Here is a 16,372-nt window from a genome sequence, read left to right as displayed (position 1 = left end):
TTTTTCATTAATCACCCCCGCCGCCATCACCCCCGCCAGAATCTGATGAAGAACAGTCTGAACTTGAGCTCTCTGTCGAGCAGAAATTGCTACTAGTACGGTGGTTATCATCATTGGATGAATTATCATAATAGGGAGGAGTATAGCTTGAGTTGGCGTGGCTGGAGTTTGCTTTTTTCGTTGTGTCCTTTACATTTTTACGCACTTCAAAAATTTGGCTTTTTCCCTTTGCCCAGCCAATGGTCACCAAACTGGTGTTTTTTCTTACACTAACATGCAGCATTTTTCCGCAGAAAATATACATTTTACCAACGGATTTTATTTGAATATAACCGCTATCTTTTTCCGTGATAATGACAGGGTGTTGGCTGTGGATCACGTAGTTATCACCGTGAATATCAACTGTGCAGGTATGGGCTAACGGTTTAGGTTGAACATTAAAAAGAACAAAAAACAATCTATCAAGCATAGCGTTTATTATTTTGATGAGTGAGCTTTATACGCTAATTGATTGATGTGATAGTGCCAATCGTCTTTATCTGATTAAACATTTACAGTCGTCAATTCGAATAATAAAACATCATTTTATGAAATTATTGCTATCACGTTAGTGCGATGATATTAGCGTAAATAATGTTAACCAGAGGCACTAAGATGAACTTCACAAGATGCAAAATTTGGAAAAATGACTTAAAAATTTTAGGTGGCGCTTTAATTAACAGTATTAAAAGCCTATTCGCAGTCAAAATTAAATGTGTATCTAATAATAACACGCTGTTTCCGCCACTTGTTAAACACCCTAAAACACCATTTCCTATGCCAATGCCAGAATCAAAGTATGTCTATTACGGCGAAATCGCACACAATAAAAAAGTTGTATTGCTGAATTACACACAGCTTCCTATTGATAGATAAACAAAAAAATGCCCCGAAAGCAACCTGGGGCAAAGTTTTACAGAGAAGGTACTCGCAGGGCGAGCTAAGAGAGTGTGTGTTGCAGTTTACGTTTGCGAATGCGTTTAATAATCGGTGGTAGCACCAGTACCAATACCGCTAGAACTAATAAGCTTTGTGAAATGGTGCTGCTCCATAGGATATTGAAATCACCATTACTAATAGACAGCGAGCGGCGCAGGTTTTGCTCCAACATTTCGCCTAATACAAAACCTAAAATTAACGGGGAAAGGGGGAAGTTCATTTTCCGTAAAATAAAGCCAAATACCCCCAGCCCCATCATCAATAACAAGTCAAATGTCGTGCTGTGAACCGCATAGACGCCTACGGCTGAAATACAGGCGATAGCAGGGACTAAAAACCACAGCGGCACAGTCAACATACGGGTGAATAAGCCAATTAACGGGATATTCATGATAAGCAACACCACGTTGGCAATCAGCAAAGCAGCAATCAGCCCCCACACGATGTCCGGTTGCTCGGTGAACATTCCTGGCCCCGGCGTGATGTTATATAGGGTTAATGCCCCCATCATGACTGCCGTTGTCCCCGAACCCGGCACGCCAAGAGTTAGCATCGGAATAAATGACCCACATGCAGAGGCGTTATTAGCCGCTTCTGGTGCAGCAACACCGCGCACATCACCGTTACCAAAGTCACCTTTTTCACCACTGATTTTTTTCTCCGTCATGTAGGTGATGGCGCTGGCAATTGTCGCGCCTGCCCCTGGTAATACCCCGACGAAGAAGCCAATAAATGATGAACGTAAAGTAGGCCCCGCACAGGCTTTGGCTTCTTTGCGGTTAAACAACATGCGGCCTGTTTTACGGATTAAACCTTGCCCTGTCGTCGTACTTTCTAGCATCAGCAGAATTTCGCTGACGGAAAACAAACCAATCACGACCACGATAAATTGCACGCCATCTGATAAGTGCACGCTATCGAATGTAAAACGGTATTCCCCTGAGTTGGCATCTACCCCGACAGTGGCAAGAGACAACCCAATTAACGCCGCAAGTAGCGATTTAATTGGGTTTTGGCTCATCATGCTACCAAGGCAGGCGATGGCAAATACCATCAGTGCAAAGTATTCAGCAGGCCCAAAGGCGAGTGACCACTGGGCAAGTAATGGTGCGAACAGAATAATACCGACGATAGCGATGGTTGAACCAATAAAGGAACTTACCGCTGAAATTGACAGCGCTACGCCACCTCGGCCTTGTTTTGCCATCGGGTAGCCATCTAACGTGGTCATTATCGCGGCGGCATCACCGGGCACATTCAGTAAAATAGAGGAAATACGCCCGCCATATTCACAGCCCAAATACACGGTGGCGAGTAAAATCAGTGCGGATTCAGCAGGCAGTTTTAAGGCAAAGGCAAGTGGCAGCAAAATCGCTACACCGTTAATGGGGCCTAACCCCGGTAACATGCCCACGACAGTGCCAATAAAGCAGCCGATTAAGGCAATCAAGATATTTTGAGGAACAAGGGCGACCTCAAAACCTTGCGATAGATACATCCAAGTTTCCATATTGTCGCTCCTTAACTCAGCAGGCTGCCAATGGGCAGAGTCACGTCCAACAGCTTATCAAAGGCATAGAAGAGGAAAATGCCAAGGACAGGCCCCGAAATCACCGCAGCGATGGGGGTTGCGCCAAATAACAGCGCGACGCTGATGGTCAATAAACTGGTGGCGATGGGAAAGCCCAACCACTCAAATGCCCATGCATAAATCACTAAGGATAAAATCAATAATGCAAGGCGGCGCAGTACATAAGGTTTTGGCCACTCAACGGCTTCTTGCTTACCAAACAGCAGGGCAAGCGCACACATCGCCATTAAGGAGAGTATGGCAACCGGAAAAGGGCGGGGGCCTAGTGGTTCATAAGAGAACTCGCTTTGGATCCCCCAGCCAATATAAATTCCGATGACACACAATATCAGCCAGACTAGGGCAAATATGCGTTGGCTCATCGTCGGCTCCGTTATTTGGCTAAACCAAATGCACGGGCTTGCTCACGATATTGCTCGATTTCTTTTTTCACATAGCTATCGAGCTCTTGCCCCGTTAAGTTGTATTCAAATAACCCACGCAGTTCGCGTTGTTTTTTGAATTCGTCGGTTTGTTGCAGTTTTTGGAAGGCTTCAACCCATTGGTTATAATCCGCATCAGAGACTTTGGGCCCCATATAGAACCCGCGAATAATCGGCCAAACAATGTCATAGCCTTGTTCTTTGGCAGTTGGAATATCCGCTAAACCATCACCTAGGCGTTTGTCTGCGTACACGGCAAGAATGCGAATTTTGCCTTCATTGATATACGGGGTCATTTCGCTGATATCCCCCGATAACACTTGAATATGGTTGCCCAATAATGCGGTTAAGGTTTCCCCGCCGCCTTCAAAGGCAACATAGCGCATTTTGCGTGGGTCGATATCAATGGCTTTGGCAAGTAATGCAGTCTTCATCCAGTCTTGGCTACCAATAGACCCCCCCGCGCCGAAGACAATGCTATTAGGGTCTTTTTTAAAGGTATCCATTAAATCTTTGAGGGATTTATACGGGGAGTCAGCCCGTACCGCTATCATGCCGTAATCGCTCCCCACACTGGCGAGCCAACGCACATCGTTTTCGTTATAACGGCCAAATTTACCTTGGGCTAAATTAAGTAGCGAGCCACCCGAAAAGGCGACAATGGTGCCGGGTTCAGCAGGGCGCTGTGCCACGATGGCATTGTAGGCAACTGCACCAATTCCACCCGGCATGTAGGTCACTCGCATCGGCTTTTCAATTTCTTTGGTTTCCAACATGGAAACTTGGACTAACTTACAAGTTAAATCAAATCCACCCCCCGGTTTGGCAGGGGCGATACATTCAGTCCGCTCAGGAAGCGCAACTGCGGAGTTTATACCAACTAAAAATATTGCTGTTGCTAAGGTGTTTAAGGTGAACTTTTTCATTCTTTATTTCCTTACTAAGCCAATAATTAGAGGAACAAATTGTGGATTTCTTATTGTGTTTGCGAGCTCATCATTGGCTGAGGAAGCTTTCATTTACCTTTCATTAACAAATAATATTATTTTTATGTGATATATATCAGATTGTTTTATATTTTCGCTTCTTTGTTATGTTAATTTAATGTTAATTTAACGCTATTAACGTACTTGTAACGTGATAGTTGTGATGAACACAGTAAAAATGATGACAACTGCTTTTCATTCATGATGGGTGATGCCAACGTATACCAATAAGTAATAATAATGAGTGTGCGTATGCGAATTTTATTGGTTGAAGATCATGATGAATTATCGTTGTGGTTACAAAAAGCGTTAACGTCGTCAGGGTTTGCCGTGGATGTTGCACCTGATGGTGCGATCGCGGACCAGCTGCTACAGACAGAAAATTACACCCTAGTCGTTCTGGATGTATCACTTCCGCGAATGAACGGGCTTGAAGTATTGGCGCAAATGCGAAAACGTCACCAAGAAATGCCAGTTTTATTGTTAACAGCGAACTCCGACGTGGCAGACCGCGTGCAAGGGTTGAACGCAGGGGCGGATGATTACCTCACCAAACCATTTGATATTGCGGAGTTAGAAGCGCGAATTCGTGCACTGTTAAGGCGTAGCCAAGGGCAGGTGAATGAACCTCAGCGTTTTGGTTCGCTGTGTTATCACGAAGAAGGTTATTTTTTATTATGCCAAGAGCCATTAGGGCTTACGCCTAGGGAATATGCGGTATTAAATACCTTATTTCATCGGCGAGGACGACCTGTTTCAAAAACACAATTATTTGAGCAGGTTTTTTCGTTGTCAGATGAAGCCAATTTACAAAGTATTGAATTATATGTGCACCGCGTGAGAAAAAAATTAGCGGGCTCAGACATTAATATCAATACGTTACGCGGATTGGGATACCGATTAGAGCAGTGTAGTGTATGAAATTAGTCTCTCATCCACGCTCTCTCTTTCATCAGTTGCTGCTTTTTTTCGGTATCCCGCTCATTTTATTGGGCAGCGTTTCCGTGTATACCCACTATTACAGTGCGAAATATGCGTCTAATTTGGCCTATGACCGCACACTTCTAGCTTCTGCACGTACGGTTGCAGAAAGGTTGCAAGTTACCGATGGTCACTTATCGGTTAATGTACCCTACGTGGTGCTTGATAGTTTTGAATTGAATAATAACGATAGAATTTTTTACCAAGTTATTTCCCCTGAGGGGGAAACCATTTCGGGTTATGATGACCTGCCTCCCATCCCCCCTTATTGGATGCGTTCCCAGCACTATACGGCGCTGGTTTACTTTTATGACGCGGAATACAAAGGCTTACCGATACGCATCGCCACATTTTATCAACCCATTAATGAAGGTGGGATTGCGGGAATGGTGGAAATCCGTGTGGCAGAAACCGTCTATTCACGGCAAGATTTAGCCAATCAATTATTAATATCCGCATTAATGAGCCAAGGAACTGTGGTGTTTTTAACCTTGTTGCTTGCCTATATTTTATTGAGTAAGCTTTTGACTCCGTTGAAAAAGCTATCAAACTTGATGTTAGGGCGCTCAGCAAATGATTTGACGCCATTGCCGAACCTATTGCCGTGGTCGGATTTATCACCGTTAATTGAGGCGCTTAACCGTTATATATCGCGATTAAAACGCATGGTAAGGCGCCAAGAACGTTTTAGTGCAGATGCTTCTCATCAATTAAAAACACCATTAACCGTGTTAAAAACCCAAGTATCCGTTGCCATTAATACTGAAGATGAAAGCCAGCGCCAACAAAGCTTACAAGCGATCAATCAAACGCTGGATAACACCATCGTACTGACGGACAGGCTTTTGCAATTATCCCGCTTAAAAGCCCATGAAAAATCGGCAGTTAGCCAATACAGGGCGATTAACTTAGTGGAGATTGTGCATCAAGCCTGTTTTACTCGACTCGGTCAGGCGGAAAGCCAGCGAATTGATTTGGGTTATGAAGGGCTTGATACAGCTTGGATTAAAGGAGAACCTATTTTGCTCGCTGAGATGTGCGCCAATTTAATTGATAACGCGATTAAATATACCCCAGAAGGCGGCGTGGTGACTGTGCGAGTGGTAAATGATGAAAACTCTCAGCAGCTTGTTTTAGAGGTTGAAGACTCTGGCCCTGGTATCCCTGATGCGAAAATTAGCCGCTCCATGGAGGCGTTTACGCGCTTGAATAATGCATTAGGGAAGGAGGGGGCAGGGCTTGGCTTAGCGCTGGTAAAAGATATTGCTAGTTACCATGATTCAGAGCCGCAATTATTAAAAAGTGAATCATTGGGGGGGTTGCTTGTGCGGATAGCTTTTACAGCGAGTCATGCGCCAAATCGTTAAAAAATAGGGCGCTATTCATTGAGCGCCCTTATTTCTACCATCTATTTTTTCAGTGCACTAAAATCCCATTTTTGTAAGGCATTGATGGAGTCTTTGTCTTGGTATTTAGCCCCTAACTCAAGGTAATCATGGGCTTTTTGCATATCTTCTTTGCTTTTGGTACCAATCCAACCGTTATAGTACATATAGGCAAGTTTGTATTTTGCCATAGCATGGTGAGCCCCTTGTTCTAAGTTGGTCATATCATAGTACTTGGCTGCTCGGACGTAATCTTTTGGCATGCCTTGGCCGAAGTAGAGCATATCTCCGGCTAAGTGTGCGGTATTACTGTCATTTTGTTGGGCGCCTAAATCAAAATAATACAGGGCTTTTGCAAAATCCTTTTCAAGTCCACGCTCGTTATCTTTACGGTATAGGTTACCTAAAATATTGTAGGCTCTTGGGTAGCCATTTTTCCCAGCAAGTTCATAATAGTAAATCATTTTTTGCGTGTCTTCAGGGACCATTTCGCCTCGTGCGTAATTTATCCCTAACGAGAACGCAGCCATTTTATCGCCCGCTTCAGCTTTCACACGCTTCGCTTCAATTTGGTCGACAAAACGGCCATATTTCTGGAAGTCTTGTTCTTCTTTAAAGCGTTTATCAATTTCTTGCTTATCTTCCGCTGAAAGGTTATTCAGCAACTCAATCTTGTCAGTGTCTTTTTCCAATTTTAACGCGATGTAATACGCGTGTTTGGCATCATTTTTACGAGTGTAGGCATCATAGAGGCTATCAAGGGCATATTTATCGTTATATTTCAAGGAGATTTCAAACCATTCAATGGCTTTATCGAGGTCTTGCTCAACGCTACATTCACCTTCGAGATAGAGGTCGCCCATGGCACGAGATAAATCCTCAGGTTCTTGAATATAGCTTCTATCCGTATTTTTCTCGAACTTGCCTTTTTCCAACCATTCTTTCAGGTAGGTGCTTGCTTTATCCATATCCGCATTACGGCTATTGGAACAGTAGCGCCCTGGGGAATTTATTTCATAGAGCATTTTGATTGCCCCCATATCCCCTTGTTTATAGGCCTGTTCCAGATACTCTAACGCTTTTTGTGGATCACTACTGGCGTAATAATGATACAAACGTTTGAGGGCGTCAGGGCGGTTTTGGGCTTCACTTTCCAGTAAAGCAAAGTATTTCTTATCATCTTTGCTACGATTAAGGTCGTTCTTTTCGCTGCGAATACCTTTTTGGTACAAGTTCGCTAAGGAATTAAACGCTTGTTTTGAAAGTTCGCCATCAGTAGATTTCATCCCCTCTTGCAGGTATTGGATAGCCGTGTTGTATTCGTCAGACTCGAAGAGGATGCTGCTATCATACAGGTAATCACCTGCGAGCTGCACTTTAGAGAACAGGTCACTCCTTGCTGCACCATCAAGGTAATTTTGGCGTTTTGCTTGGCTACTTTCGGTCACATTGTCTAGAGATGGGTAAACCGCAAGGTTACCGCCTGCGATGGCTTTTTTGTACCAAAGTTGCGCGGCTGAGGCGCGGCCACGGGATTTATACCAATCCCCTAATTGACCAGCGGCCGCCACATCGCCATTTTGTGCAGGGACGACGGTGGTGTCATACAGTTTTGTGTATTCTTCAACACGGCTCGGGTTAGAATACTTTCTCAAGTAAACAATGGCTTCATCCCAATTTGGTTCAACAATCAGCGTTTTCTTATCGGCTGAAAGCTCGCCCATATACAGTATTTCACTGTACAGAATGATGGCGTTATCGTTTCCTTCATCACTGGCCATTTTCAAGTATTTCTTGGCTTGCTGGCGGTCTTCTTTCACACCGTTACCATACAAATAGGCACGGCCAACCTTGTATTTTGCGGTTGCATTTTCATTTAGCGTTTTCATGCCAATATCAAAGTCATCCATGTATTTGATATATTCGTTTCCCCAACTCCCTGATTTTAGATAGTATTCACGGGCTTTTTGGCGATTAGCTTGGACTAACGGACTACCATTTAAATATTGGTGAGCCAGTTCGCGGGTATAGTTTTGACTACCAAGGGCGGCGAGTTGGTCATAATAACCAATGATTTTGCTTTTATTCGCACTCAGAAGTTCGGTATTTTCATTATAATAGTCAATCAGCTCTTCAAGTGCCGTTTCATTATTCAGTTTGGCGCTTTTCGCTAAGTATTCCAGCCATTTTTGCTTATCGACTTTTTGCCCATAATTTCCGAATTTATACGCATTGGCGAGGGTGCGAATCGCATCAGCGTCATTGTTCTTTGCATTGGCCTGAATGGTAATAAACGAGGCTCTTGCTTTTTCAATTTCTCTCTTACGTGATTTTAAAAAACTGAAATCAGGGTCGGAGATTTTGTTGTAATACTCCATCGCGAGGTCATAGTTTGCATCTTCCCCGTAATCCCCTTTTTGGTAGATTTCACCCAGTTCATATAAGCAGCGGTTACTGCCTAATGCTGCACAACGTTTATATTGTGGGACGAGGTCATCGGGTGTTAACCCAGAGATGGCTTGGAAGCGGTCTTTATAATAAGCCTTATCATTGATGTAATTCACGCGGTCAAGGTTTTGCACAATGTATAACATTGCAGATGTGCTGCCTAAATCTGCCGCGTTTAAAATAGTCTCGTAGTAAGGTTTGAGTTCGTCATTGGTGAGCGCGCTAACATTCTTTAGGTTTGTGAGTTGGGTTATACCATATTGATAAGTGATATCTGCGTCTTTACCAATCAGTGGCTCGATCAATTTTTGTGCTTCGGCATTTTTCTCATCGACCGCTACGTGAACCAGTAATGTTTTAGTATCACGACGGTTTAGGCCTGTTTTAAAAAGAATATCATAGGCCATGACAAGTTCTTCGGGGGTTAACTCGGATTTCGCACGAGACGAGCTCAGTAAATCCACCAGTATATTGGCGATGGTATCGGTTTCAGTGGGTTGATATTTAAGCAGGGCAGCAGCGTAATAGACACGGCCGTTATAGTCGTATTTGCTTGCTTTCTCATACAGTTCAAAGGCTAACTTTTTATTGCTTTCTGCATCTTGGCGCAGTAAATAATCCGCATAATAATGCGCTAATGCATCATTATCACGTTCAATCACGTCTTTTTTTAAGATATCGATAATCGTTTTTTCATCCACAAATGCTTTAATATCATAACGATAGTATAAATGGACTAACATGCGATCTGCGGTGGATGGGTAGCCCCGTGAATCTAAGTTATCTTTCAGTATTTGTGTCGCTTTTTCGAGGTTTTTTTCAGTGCCGAAGCCATTAATATAACCACGAGCTAGCTGCATTTGTGTTTCATAACTTGGCTGAATGTGGTTTGCTTTTACTGTTGCCTCAAAAGATTTTTCTGGTGAATATAATACACTGCCTTCCGTGCCATAAACTTGGCTGGCAAGGATTTGTGCCTTTGCTGAGTTTGGGTACTTCTTCATTAACTCGGGTAAATATTTTTCCACTGTCTCATTGAGTTTTTTCGTCGGAAAATCATAGTCAGAGATAGCGCGTTGGGTAATGGTAATCAGCGCTTCTTGATGGCCAATATCGGCGGCAGCGGCTAAATACTTGTTGGCTAAGGCATCATCTCGGTCAACAGAACTAAAAGTAGTACCTGAATAAGCGCGATAAGCTTCATACATTGCATCTGGGTATTGCTGGTCAGCAGCCTCGGTGAGCGCTTTAATTTTTTTATTATCAGCAAGGTAACTTAGGTACAGTGCTTTGGGTTTCTTTTGTTGTATCAGAGGGCGCAAATAGGCCATGGCGCGCAATTCACTGCGTTTGACGCCTTCACCCTCACTGTATTTATGATAGAGCGTGTAAATGGCGTATTCTTCACCTTTACTGGCTCTTTCTTCAAGATTGGCGAGGACTTGTTGTTTTTCTTCAGCCGTTTGCGAACCGTATAGTGATAAAGGCGCTGGCTCTATATCATTGCTTTGGGAAATAAAATCTAACGTAGAGGAATAAGACATGCGCTCGTATTTTTTCGCCAATGCAGGGTTTGGTGCAATCCCATCGCCACCGTTTTCATAAATAGTGGCTAGTAGCATCGCAGGCAATGGGAAATCTTTGCTAACCAGCGGCGTTAAGATTTCAACGGCCTTTTTATTGTCTTTATCAAATTGATGGGCAATATAACCCAGCGCAAATTTTGATAAGTTGGAGCCTTGATCAGCGGCTAAGGTAAAGTATTGGCGTGCCAGTTTAATATCTTGAGGAATTTCGTCGTATCTGTCCTCCATGTACACGCTACCCACTAACTCTTGCGCTTCGATAACGCCCAAATCCGCGGCTTTAGTTAGTGACGTGAGACCGCTTCTATCTTCTGGCGTATCATCCATCTCACGGTTATAGCGGTAATAACCGAGGTTATAGAGTGCATTCTTATTATTAGCGTCAGCGGCTTTGATTAAATAACGCTGCGCAGCTTCATCATTAGGCTCAATACCAATTCCATCTTTATACATCATGGCTAAGGCATACGCAGACTGAGGATCGTTATCGGCGTTTTTTTGGAATTGCTCAACAGCGGCTTTAGTATCACCTTGTTGATATAAGTCGTACCCAGCTTGGGCTGAGTTGGATTGGCTTGATGAATTGATAAAATAAATACCAGCTGCAATAGCTATTATTATCAACGCAAACAAACCCATCTTAAGCTGCTTAGTCATGGTTTTTCCTTGTCATGGCTTATCAGATTGTTTGCCACGCTCCTGTGTTTAGTGCATACCCTAGATTGATACTACTAAAGAGGTATTTTGTTTGGCTTAAGTCTAATTGCTTATGGAGAAGATTCAATCGGATTTTGTCTACAATGCGCAAGAAGATGGCTTTGAGCTTACCAATGGCAGGGAAATAATGAATAACTGAGTGATGTTAAAATGTCACAAAGCATTAAGACTGACAAAAAAGAGTCGAAAAAAATGAGGATGTGAGAAAAAGAGATAGATTATTTTGAGAGGGACTATTCAAACATAGCCCCACAATGTGGGGCATATGAGTGACGACATTGCTTTATTGCTTTTGTAATTCTATTTTACTGGCAACTATCCTTTTGAACCACCTTTTTTTCACGGCGGAACATTTGTGTGAGTGGGGTACGTAACTGCTGCGCTAGCATCACACCCAGTAATACCACGCCTCCACCGATTAAATGATAGCTTTTTAGCTCTTCACCCAAGGCGAAAATAGCGATAATTGCCGTGAATACTGGGGCTAGATTCATAAATATGGACGTGGTGTTTGCCCCTAAACGCATCACACCTTGGATCCATAAAGCGGGTGCGATAATGGAGGCGGCAATCCCTGCAAACACAACTAATCCAATGTTGTGGCTATTTAGGGCCACATCATCCGCCATTAAGAAGTTAGGCAACAGTAAAATGACGCCAAAGAAAATTTGTACATAGAGCGAATCCCAGCTAGAGAGCTGAATTGACCAACGTTTAGTGAGTACGCCATAGAGGGCGTAAGCCGCAGAGGCAACAATCATCATTAACTCGCCTTGGCCTAATCCGTGGGAGAGTAATGAACTTGGATTGCCTTGACTGACCAACCACAATAAGCCAAACAGCGACAACGCAGAGCCTAGAACGATACCAACTGTTGGGATCACGCGCAGAACAAAAATACTGATAATGACCGTTAATAATGGGATCAGCGAGTTCATAATCCCCATAAACGTGGCACTGACACTGTGAGCGGCATAATAGGCTAAGCTTTGGTATAGCATCATCCCGAGCGCCCCTAAAATGGCTAATTGCCACCAATGTTTCATCACCACTTTGTGGTGGCGCAGTACTGAGCGCAGAACAAAGGGGGTCATAACGACTAACGCAAGTGCCCAGCGGTAAAAGGAAATTGCCGCAGGATCAATAGCAGTGGACGCTGCTTTGTTGACAATGGCATTGATTGACCATAACAAAACCGCAATTAGCGGAAAAAGCAAATTCTTCATTAAAACATTCTCCCATATCGAATGTGATCTAGTATACATCTGACCGATTTTTTATATATACTGATAACCAGACAATCGATAACGCTTTTCAGACAGGTATCATGGGAAATTCAAAATTAGATATTTGGCAAATTAGTGAATGCAATATTATCGAGCCTGAACTTATTGCATTTCGCCACGAACAAACCGCTGCACTTACCGAATACAAATCACATTCGCACCCCTTTGGGCAGATGCTGTATGTGGTGTGCGGTATTATGGAAATGGAAGTGGCTGGAAAGCACTACTTAGCGCCGCCTGAATTTTGCATCTGGATCCCCGCGAATATCCCCCATGCTAGCTTTAATAAAGAAAGTGTCAAATTTCGTATCGTGGATTTCTCACATGAATATAATGATGTGTTAGCTCAGCGCCCATGTGTGGTTCGTTTAAGTACGATATTTCAATCTATTATGACGGATATGTACCAGCGAGGTGTTGTTCAACCCGAAACGGAACAAGATTTACGCCTTGCCCATGTCCTGATTGATCAATTTTCACTTTCCCCATGCCAAGATACCTATTTGCCCGCCACCAAGGACAAATTTTTAGCACCGATTTTACAAGAGCTGCAAAACGACCCCGCCGATAACACTACGCTGGCGGAATGGGCAAAACGTTATTATACCTCAGAGCGCACGTTATCAAGGCGTTGCCAACAAGAACTCGGTATGTCATTTAGTGAATGGCGGCAACGCTTACGCTACTTACATGCCGTCGCTGGCTTAGAGCGCGGAAAAAGCGTGTATGAAGTGGCGTTGGATGTGGGATATAGCTCCGCATCGGCATTTATTGCTATGTTCCAACAAATTTCTGGGGTGACACCTGACCGGTTCCGTGTGAAAGAATTCGCAATGGACGATAACTTTAGCCTAGAGCGCTAACTCTCGTAGGCATCTGGGGTAAACCGTGGCAAAATATTGTGATACAGAGCAAAATTACCAATCATTGGGGCACACAGCGTGAAAATTTTAGTTGATGAAAATATGCCTTATGCTCAGGCACTGTTTAGTGAGCTAGGCGACGTTAAAGCTGTACCGGGACGTCCAATTCCTGAACAAGAACTCATTGATGCAGATGCATTAATGGTTCGCTCCATCACCAAAGTCAATGAATCACTTCTGAACAAGACGCCGGTTAAATTTGTTGGCACTGCAACTGCGGGCTTTGACCACGTGGATACAGCATGGTTATCCAGCGCCAATATTGGTTTTTCTTCTGCGCCGGGCTGTAATGCCATTGCGGTGGTGGAATATGTGTTTTCGGCTTTATTGCTGCTCGCTGAGCGTGACAACTTTGATTTACGTGATAAAACGGTTGGGGTCATTGGTGTTGGCAATGTGGGGGGGCGTTTAGCCACACGCTTAAAGGCATGGGGCGTGAAAACGGTTTTATGCGATCCGCCACGTGCAGCAAAAGGCGAAGAAGGGCCATTTGTGGCTTTTGATGAGCTGCTTGCTCAGGCTGATGTGTTGACTTTCCATACCCCGCTGAATATGGCAGGGGAAAACCAAACTTTCCATTTGATGGATAAAACCCGCTTAGAAAACTTGCGCGAAGGCACCATTTTAATCAATGCTAGCCGTGGGGAAGTGGTTGATAATAAAGCGTTATTGGCTATACTTCAGCAAGGAAAGAAAATAAGTGTGGTACTGGATGTTTGGGAGCCAGAGCCTGACTTAAATACCGACCTGCTCCGTTTAGTCGATATCGGTACGCCACATATTGCAGGCTATACCTTAGAGGGCAAAGCACGAGGAACGACGCAAGTTTATGAAGCTTACTGTCAGTTTCTCGGCAGATCGGCGCACGTTACCCTCTCATCGCTACTGCCAAAACCCGATATCAGCGAATTGACTTTCAATGGTAAATTAACGCAAAACCAGCTCAAAAGGTTAGTGCATCTAGTGTATGATGTGCGCCGTGATGATGCTGCATTAAGAGCCGTTGCAGGCATCAAAGGTGAATTTGATAAACTGCGCAAAAATTACCAAGAGCGCCGCGAATGGTCATCCTTGAATGTGATTTGTGATGACCCGCAAACCGCCACCTTGCTCACCGAGCTCGGCTTTCAGGCGCGTTTAATTCACACATCATAGATTTTAGTAATATGAACATCTGATTAAATGACTTCAATTATTGAGGTCATTTAGTTTTTTATTTTTTAGAGGAATAGCCATGACTGAAGGTTGGAATATTGCAGTATTGGGGGCAACCGGTGCTGTGGGTGAAGCGATAATTTCACTGTTACAAGAAAGAGAATTCCCAGTCGGTGAGCTGTATTTACTGGCCAGTGAGCGCAGTGCGGGAGAGAGCGTGCGTGTTAATGGCAAAAGTATTCAAGTTATCGACGCCAAAGATTTCGATTGGTCACAAGCCCAAATGGCCTTTTTCGCGGCAGGTGAAGCGGCTTCGCTGCAATATGCAGAGTCCGCAGCACAAGATGGTTGCATCGTGATTGATACTAGCGGCGTATTTGCCCAAGAACCTGATGTGCCATTAATTGTGCCGGGTGTGAACCCGCAAGTATTAGCGGATTACCGTAACCGTAATATTATTTCGTTAGCGGATAGCGCCGTTAGCCAGTTGTTAACAGCCATTAAACCGTTAGTGGATGCCGCCGGTTTAGGCCGAATCACATTAACCAATATGTTGTCTGTTTCTAGCTACGGTAAAGCAGCAGTCGATGAACTTGCAGGGCAAAGTGCACGTTTATTAAACGGTATTCCCGCGGAAGAAGGGCGTTTTAGCAAGCAATTAGCTTTCAACATGCTGCCATTGTTGGCGGATATGGATAGCAGCGTGGCGCACGAACGTCGCTTAGTTGAACAAGTGCGTAAAGTGTTGCAGGACGAGGGTTTACCTGTCGCGGTTAGCTTTATTCAATCCCCTGTTTTCTATGGTAATGCGCAAGTTGTCCATTTAGAAACGCTACGCCCAATCAGTGCAGAAGAAGCGAACGATGAATTTGAACGTTTTGACGATATTCAGGTCTCAGAAGAGGGCGATTATCCAACGCAAGTAACAGATGCATCAGGTAACGACCTGCTCAGTATTGGTTGTGTGCGTAATGACTACGGTATTCCCGAAATTTTACAGTTCTGGTCAGTGGCAGATAACGTGCGTTTTGGTGGGGCATTAATGGCGGTTGAAACGGCGGAAAAACTGGCTCAGGAGCTGTTTTACTGATGTCCGAGTCAACAAAGCTGCACCGTATCGCATTAGGAATTGAATACAACGGCAGTCGGTATTTTGGTTGGCAACGCCAACAAGAAGTGAAGAGTGTACAGGGCTGCCTTGAGGAAGCTTTGTCGAAAATTGCTGCTGAACCGATTGGCGTATTTTGCGCGGGGCGAACAGACGCAGGCGTTCACGCGACAGGGCAAGTGGTGCATTTTGAAACCTCGGCCGAGCGTAAAGAAGCGGCTTGGACGATGGGGGCGAATACTCACTTACCGCCAGATATTGCGGTACGTTGGTGTCAACCTGTAAATGATGAGTTTCATGCACGTTTTAGTGCAACGGCACGCCGTTATCGCTATGTGATTTTTAATCACCGTTATCGGCCCGCTATTTTATCCAGTGGTGTAACTCATTTTCATTATCCATTGGATGAAAAACGGATGCATGAAGCGGCGCAGGCACTGATTGGTGAGCGTGATTTCACTTCATTCAGAGCTGTCCAGTGTCAGTCTAGAACACCTTGGCGTAATGTTATGCATGTCAATGTGAGCCGCCACGGGAATTATGTGGTGGTTGATATTAAAGCCAATGCGTTTGTTCACCATATGGTGAGAAATATTGTTGGTAGTTTGCTGGAGATTGGCTGTGGCAATCAAGATATTGATTGGATGGCTCATCTTCTTGAATTAAAAGACCGAACTAAAGCTGCCGCCACGGCAAAAGCGGAAGGGCTCTATTTGGTCAGTGTGGATTATCCAGAGAAATTTGCGCTCCCAAGTAATGTCATGGGGCCGCTTTTTCTTGACGATGAACTGATGTAAATCGACGTT

At 44.1% G+C, this 16,372-nt stretch carries 13 protein-coding genes; 7 read left to right on the top strand and 6 right to left on the bottom strand.

The features are described from left to right. Window positions 1-7: 7 nt before the first annotated feature. Window positions 8-469 carry a hypothetical protein gene (locus tag ABWP91_RS10315; RefSeq protein WP_353243193.1) on the bottom strand — a complete coding sequence of 154 codons (462 nt, stop codon included), beginning with the start codon at window positions 467-469 and terminating at the stop codon, window positions 8-10. A gap of 185 nt (window positions 470-654) precedes the next feature. On the opposite strand from ABWP91_RS10315, the gene ABWP91_RS10310 reads away from it, so the two are divergent. Further along, a complete protein-coding gene (locus ABWP91_RS10310; protein WP_353243192.1) occupies window positions 655-915 on the top strand; it encodes a hypothetical protein in 261 nt (86 codons plus the stop codon). Between the two features lie 64 nt (window positions 916-979). Here the strand turns inward: ABWP91_RS10310 and ABWP91_RS10305 are convergent, their stop codons facing one another. Genes ABWP91_RS10305 through ABWP91_RS10295 form a run of 3 tightly spaced genes read right to left on the bottom strand, consistent with a single transcriptional unit; the run spans window position 980 to window position 3,917 of the window. Further along, on the bottom strand, window positions 980-2,488 hold the full coding sequence (locus tag ABWP91_RS10305) for a tripartite tricarboxylate transporter permease (RefSeq protein WP_353243191.1): 1,509 nt from the start codon (window positions 2,486-2,488) through the stop codon (window positions 980-982). Window positions 2,489-2,499: 11 nt separating this feature from the next. Continuing rightward, complete coding sequence (locus ABWP91_RS10300; protein WP_353243190.1) at window positions 2,500-2,931, bottom strand: tripartite tricarboxylate transporter TctB family protein; 432 nt, start codon at window positions 2,929-2,931, stop codon at window positions 2,500-2,502. Between the two features lie 11 nt (window positions 2,932-2,942). Further along, complete coding sequence (locus ABWP91_RS10295) at window positions 2,943-3,917, bottom strand: Bug family tripartite tricarboxylate transporter substrate binding protein (protein ID WP_219247153.1); 975 nt, start codon at window positions 3,915-3,917, stop codon at window positions 2,943-2,945. A gap of 312 nt (window positions 3,918-4,229) precedes the next feature. On the opposite strand from ABWP91_RS10295, the gene tctD reads away from it, so the two are divergent. Then, window positions 4,230-4,898, top strand: coding sequence for a transcriptional regulator TctD (gene tctD / locus ABWP91_RS10290; RefSeq protein WP_353243232.1), 669 nt, complete (start codon window positions 4,230-4,232; stop codon window positions 4,896-4,898). Next, a complete protein-coding gene (locus tag ABWP91_RS10285; protein WP_353243189.1) occupies window positions 4,895-6,325 on the top strand; it encodes a sensor histidine kinase in 1,431 nt (476 codons plus the stop codon). Before tctD ends, ABWP91_RS10285 begins: the two co-directional genes overlap by 4 nt. Window positions 6,326-6,366: 41 nt before the next feature. Here the strand turns inward: ABWP91_RS10285 and ABWP91_RS10280 are convergent, their stop codons facing one another. Together ABWP91_RS10280 and ABWP91_RS10275 are read right to left on the bottom strand one after the other, a co-directional pair. After that, on the bottom strand, window positions 6,367-11,034 hold the full coding sequence (locus ABWP91_RS10280) for a tetratricopeptide repeat protein (RefSeq protein ID WP_353243188.1): 4,668 nt from the start codon (window positions 11,032-11,034) through the stop codon (window positions 6,367-6,369). 365 nt (window positions 11,035-11,399) lie between these two features. Next, window positions 11,400-12,320, bottom strand: a complete 921-nt coding sequence (locus ABWP91_RS10275) for a DMT family transporter (protein WP_353243187.1) — start codon at window positions 12,318-12,320, stop codon at window positions 11,400-11,402. Window positions 12,321-12,421: 101 nt separating this feature from the next. Here ABWP91_RS10275 and ABWP91_RS10270 point away from each other — a divergent pair, with 101 nt between their 5' ends. From ABWP91_RS10270 to truA, 4 genes are all read left to right on the top strand, one after another. Beyond that, window positions 12,422-13,243: a helix-turn-helix transcriptional regulator gene (locus tag ABWP91_RS10270; protein WP_353243186.1), complete on the top strand. Its 822-nt coding sequence runs from the start codon at window positions 12,422-12,424 to the stop codon at window positions 13,241-13,243. Between the two features lie 78 nt (window positions 13,244-13,321). Next, window positions 13,322-14,458: a 4-phosphoerythronate dehydrogenase PdxB gene (gene pdxB, locus ABWP91_RS10265; RefSeq protein ID WP_353243185.1), complete on the top strand. Its 1,137-nt coding sequence runs from the start codon at window positions 13,322-13,324 to the stop codon at window positions 14,456-14,458. Window positions 14,459-14,537: 79 nt separating this feature from the next. Beyond that, window positions 14,538-15,548, top strand: a complete 1,011-nt coding sequence (locus ABWP91_RS10260) for an aspartate-semialdehyde dehydrogenase (RefSeq protein ID WP_353243184.1) — start codon at window positions 14,538-14,540, stop codon at window positions 15,546-15,548. Continuing rightward, complete coding sequence (gene truA / locus ABWP91_RS10255) at window positions 15,548-16,363, top strand: tRNA pseudouridine(38-40) synthase TruA (RefSeq protein ID WP_353243183.1); 816 nt, start codon at window positions 15,548-15,550, stop codon at window positions 16,361-16,363. Before ABWP91_RS10260 ends, truA begins: the two co-directional genes overlap by 1 nt. The last annotated feature ends 9 nt before the right edge of the window (window positions 16,364-16,372 follow it).

Source organism: Providencia sp. (genome assembly GCF_040396775.1).
Taxonomy (GTDB): Bacteria; Pseudomonadota; Gammaproteobacteria; order Enterobacterales; family Enterobacteriaceae; genus Providencia.
This window is presented reverse-complemented; position numbering and strand designations above follow the sequence as displayed.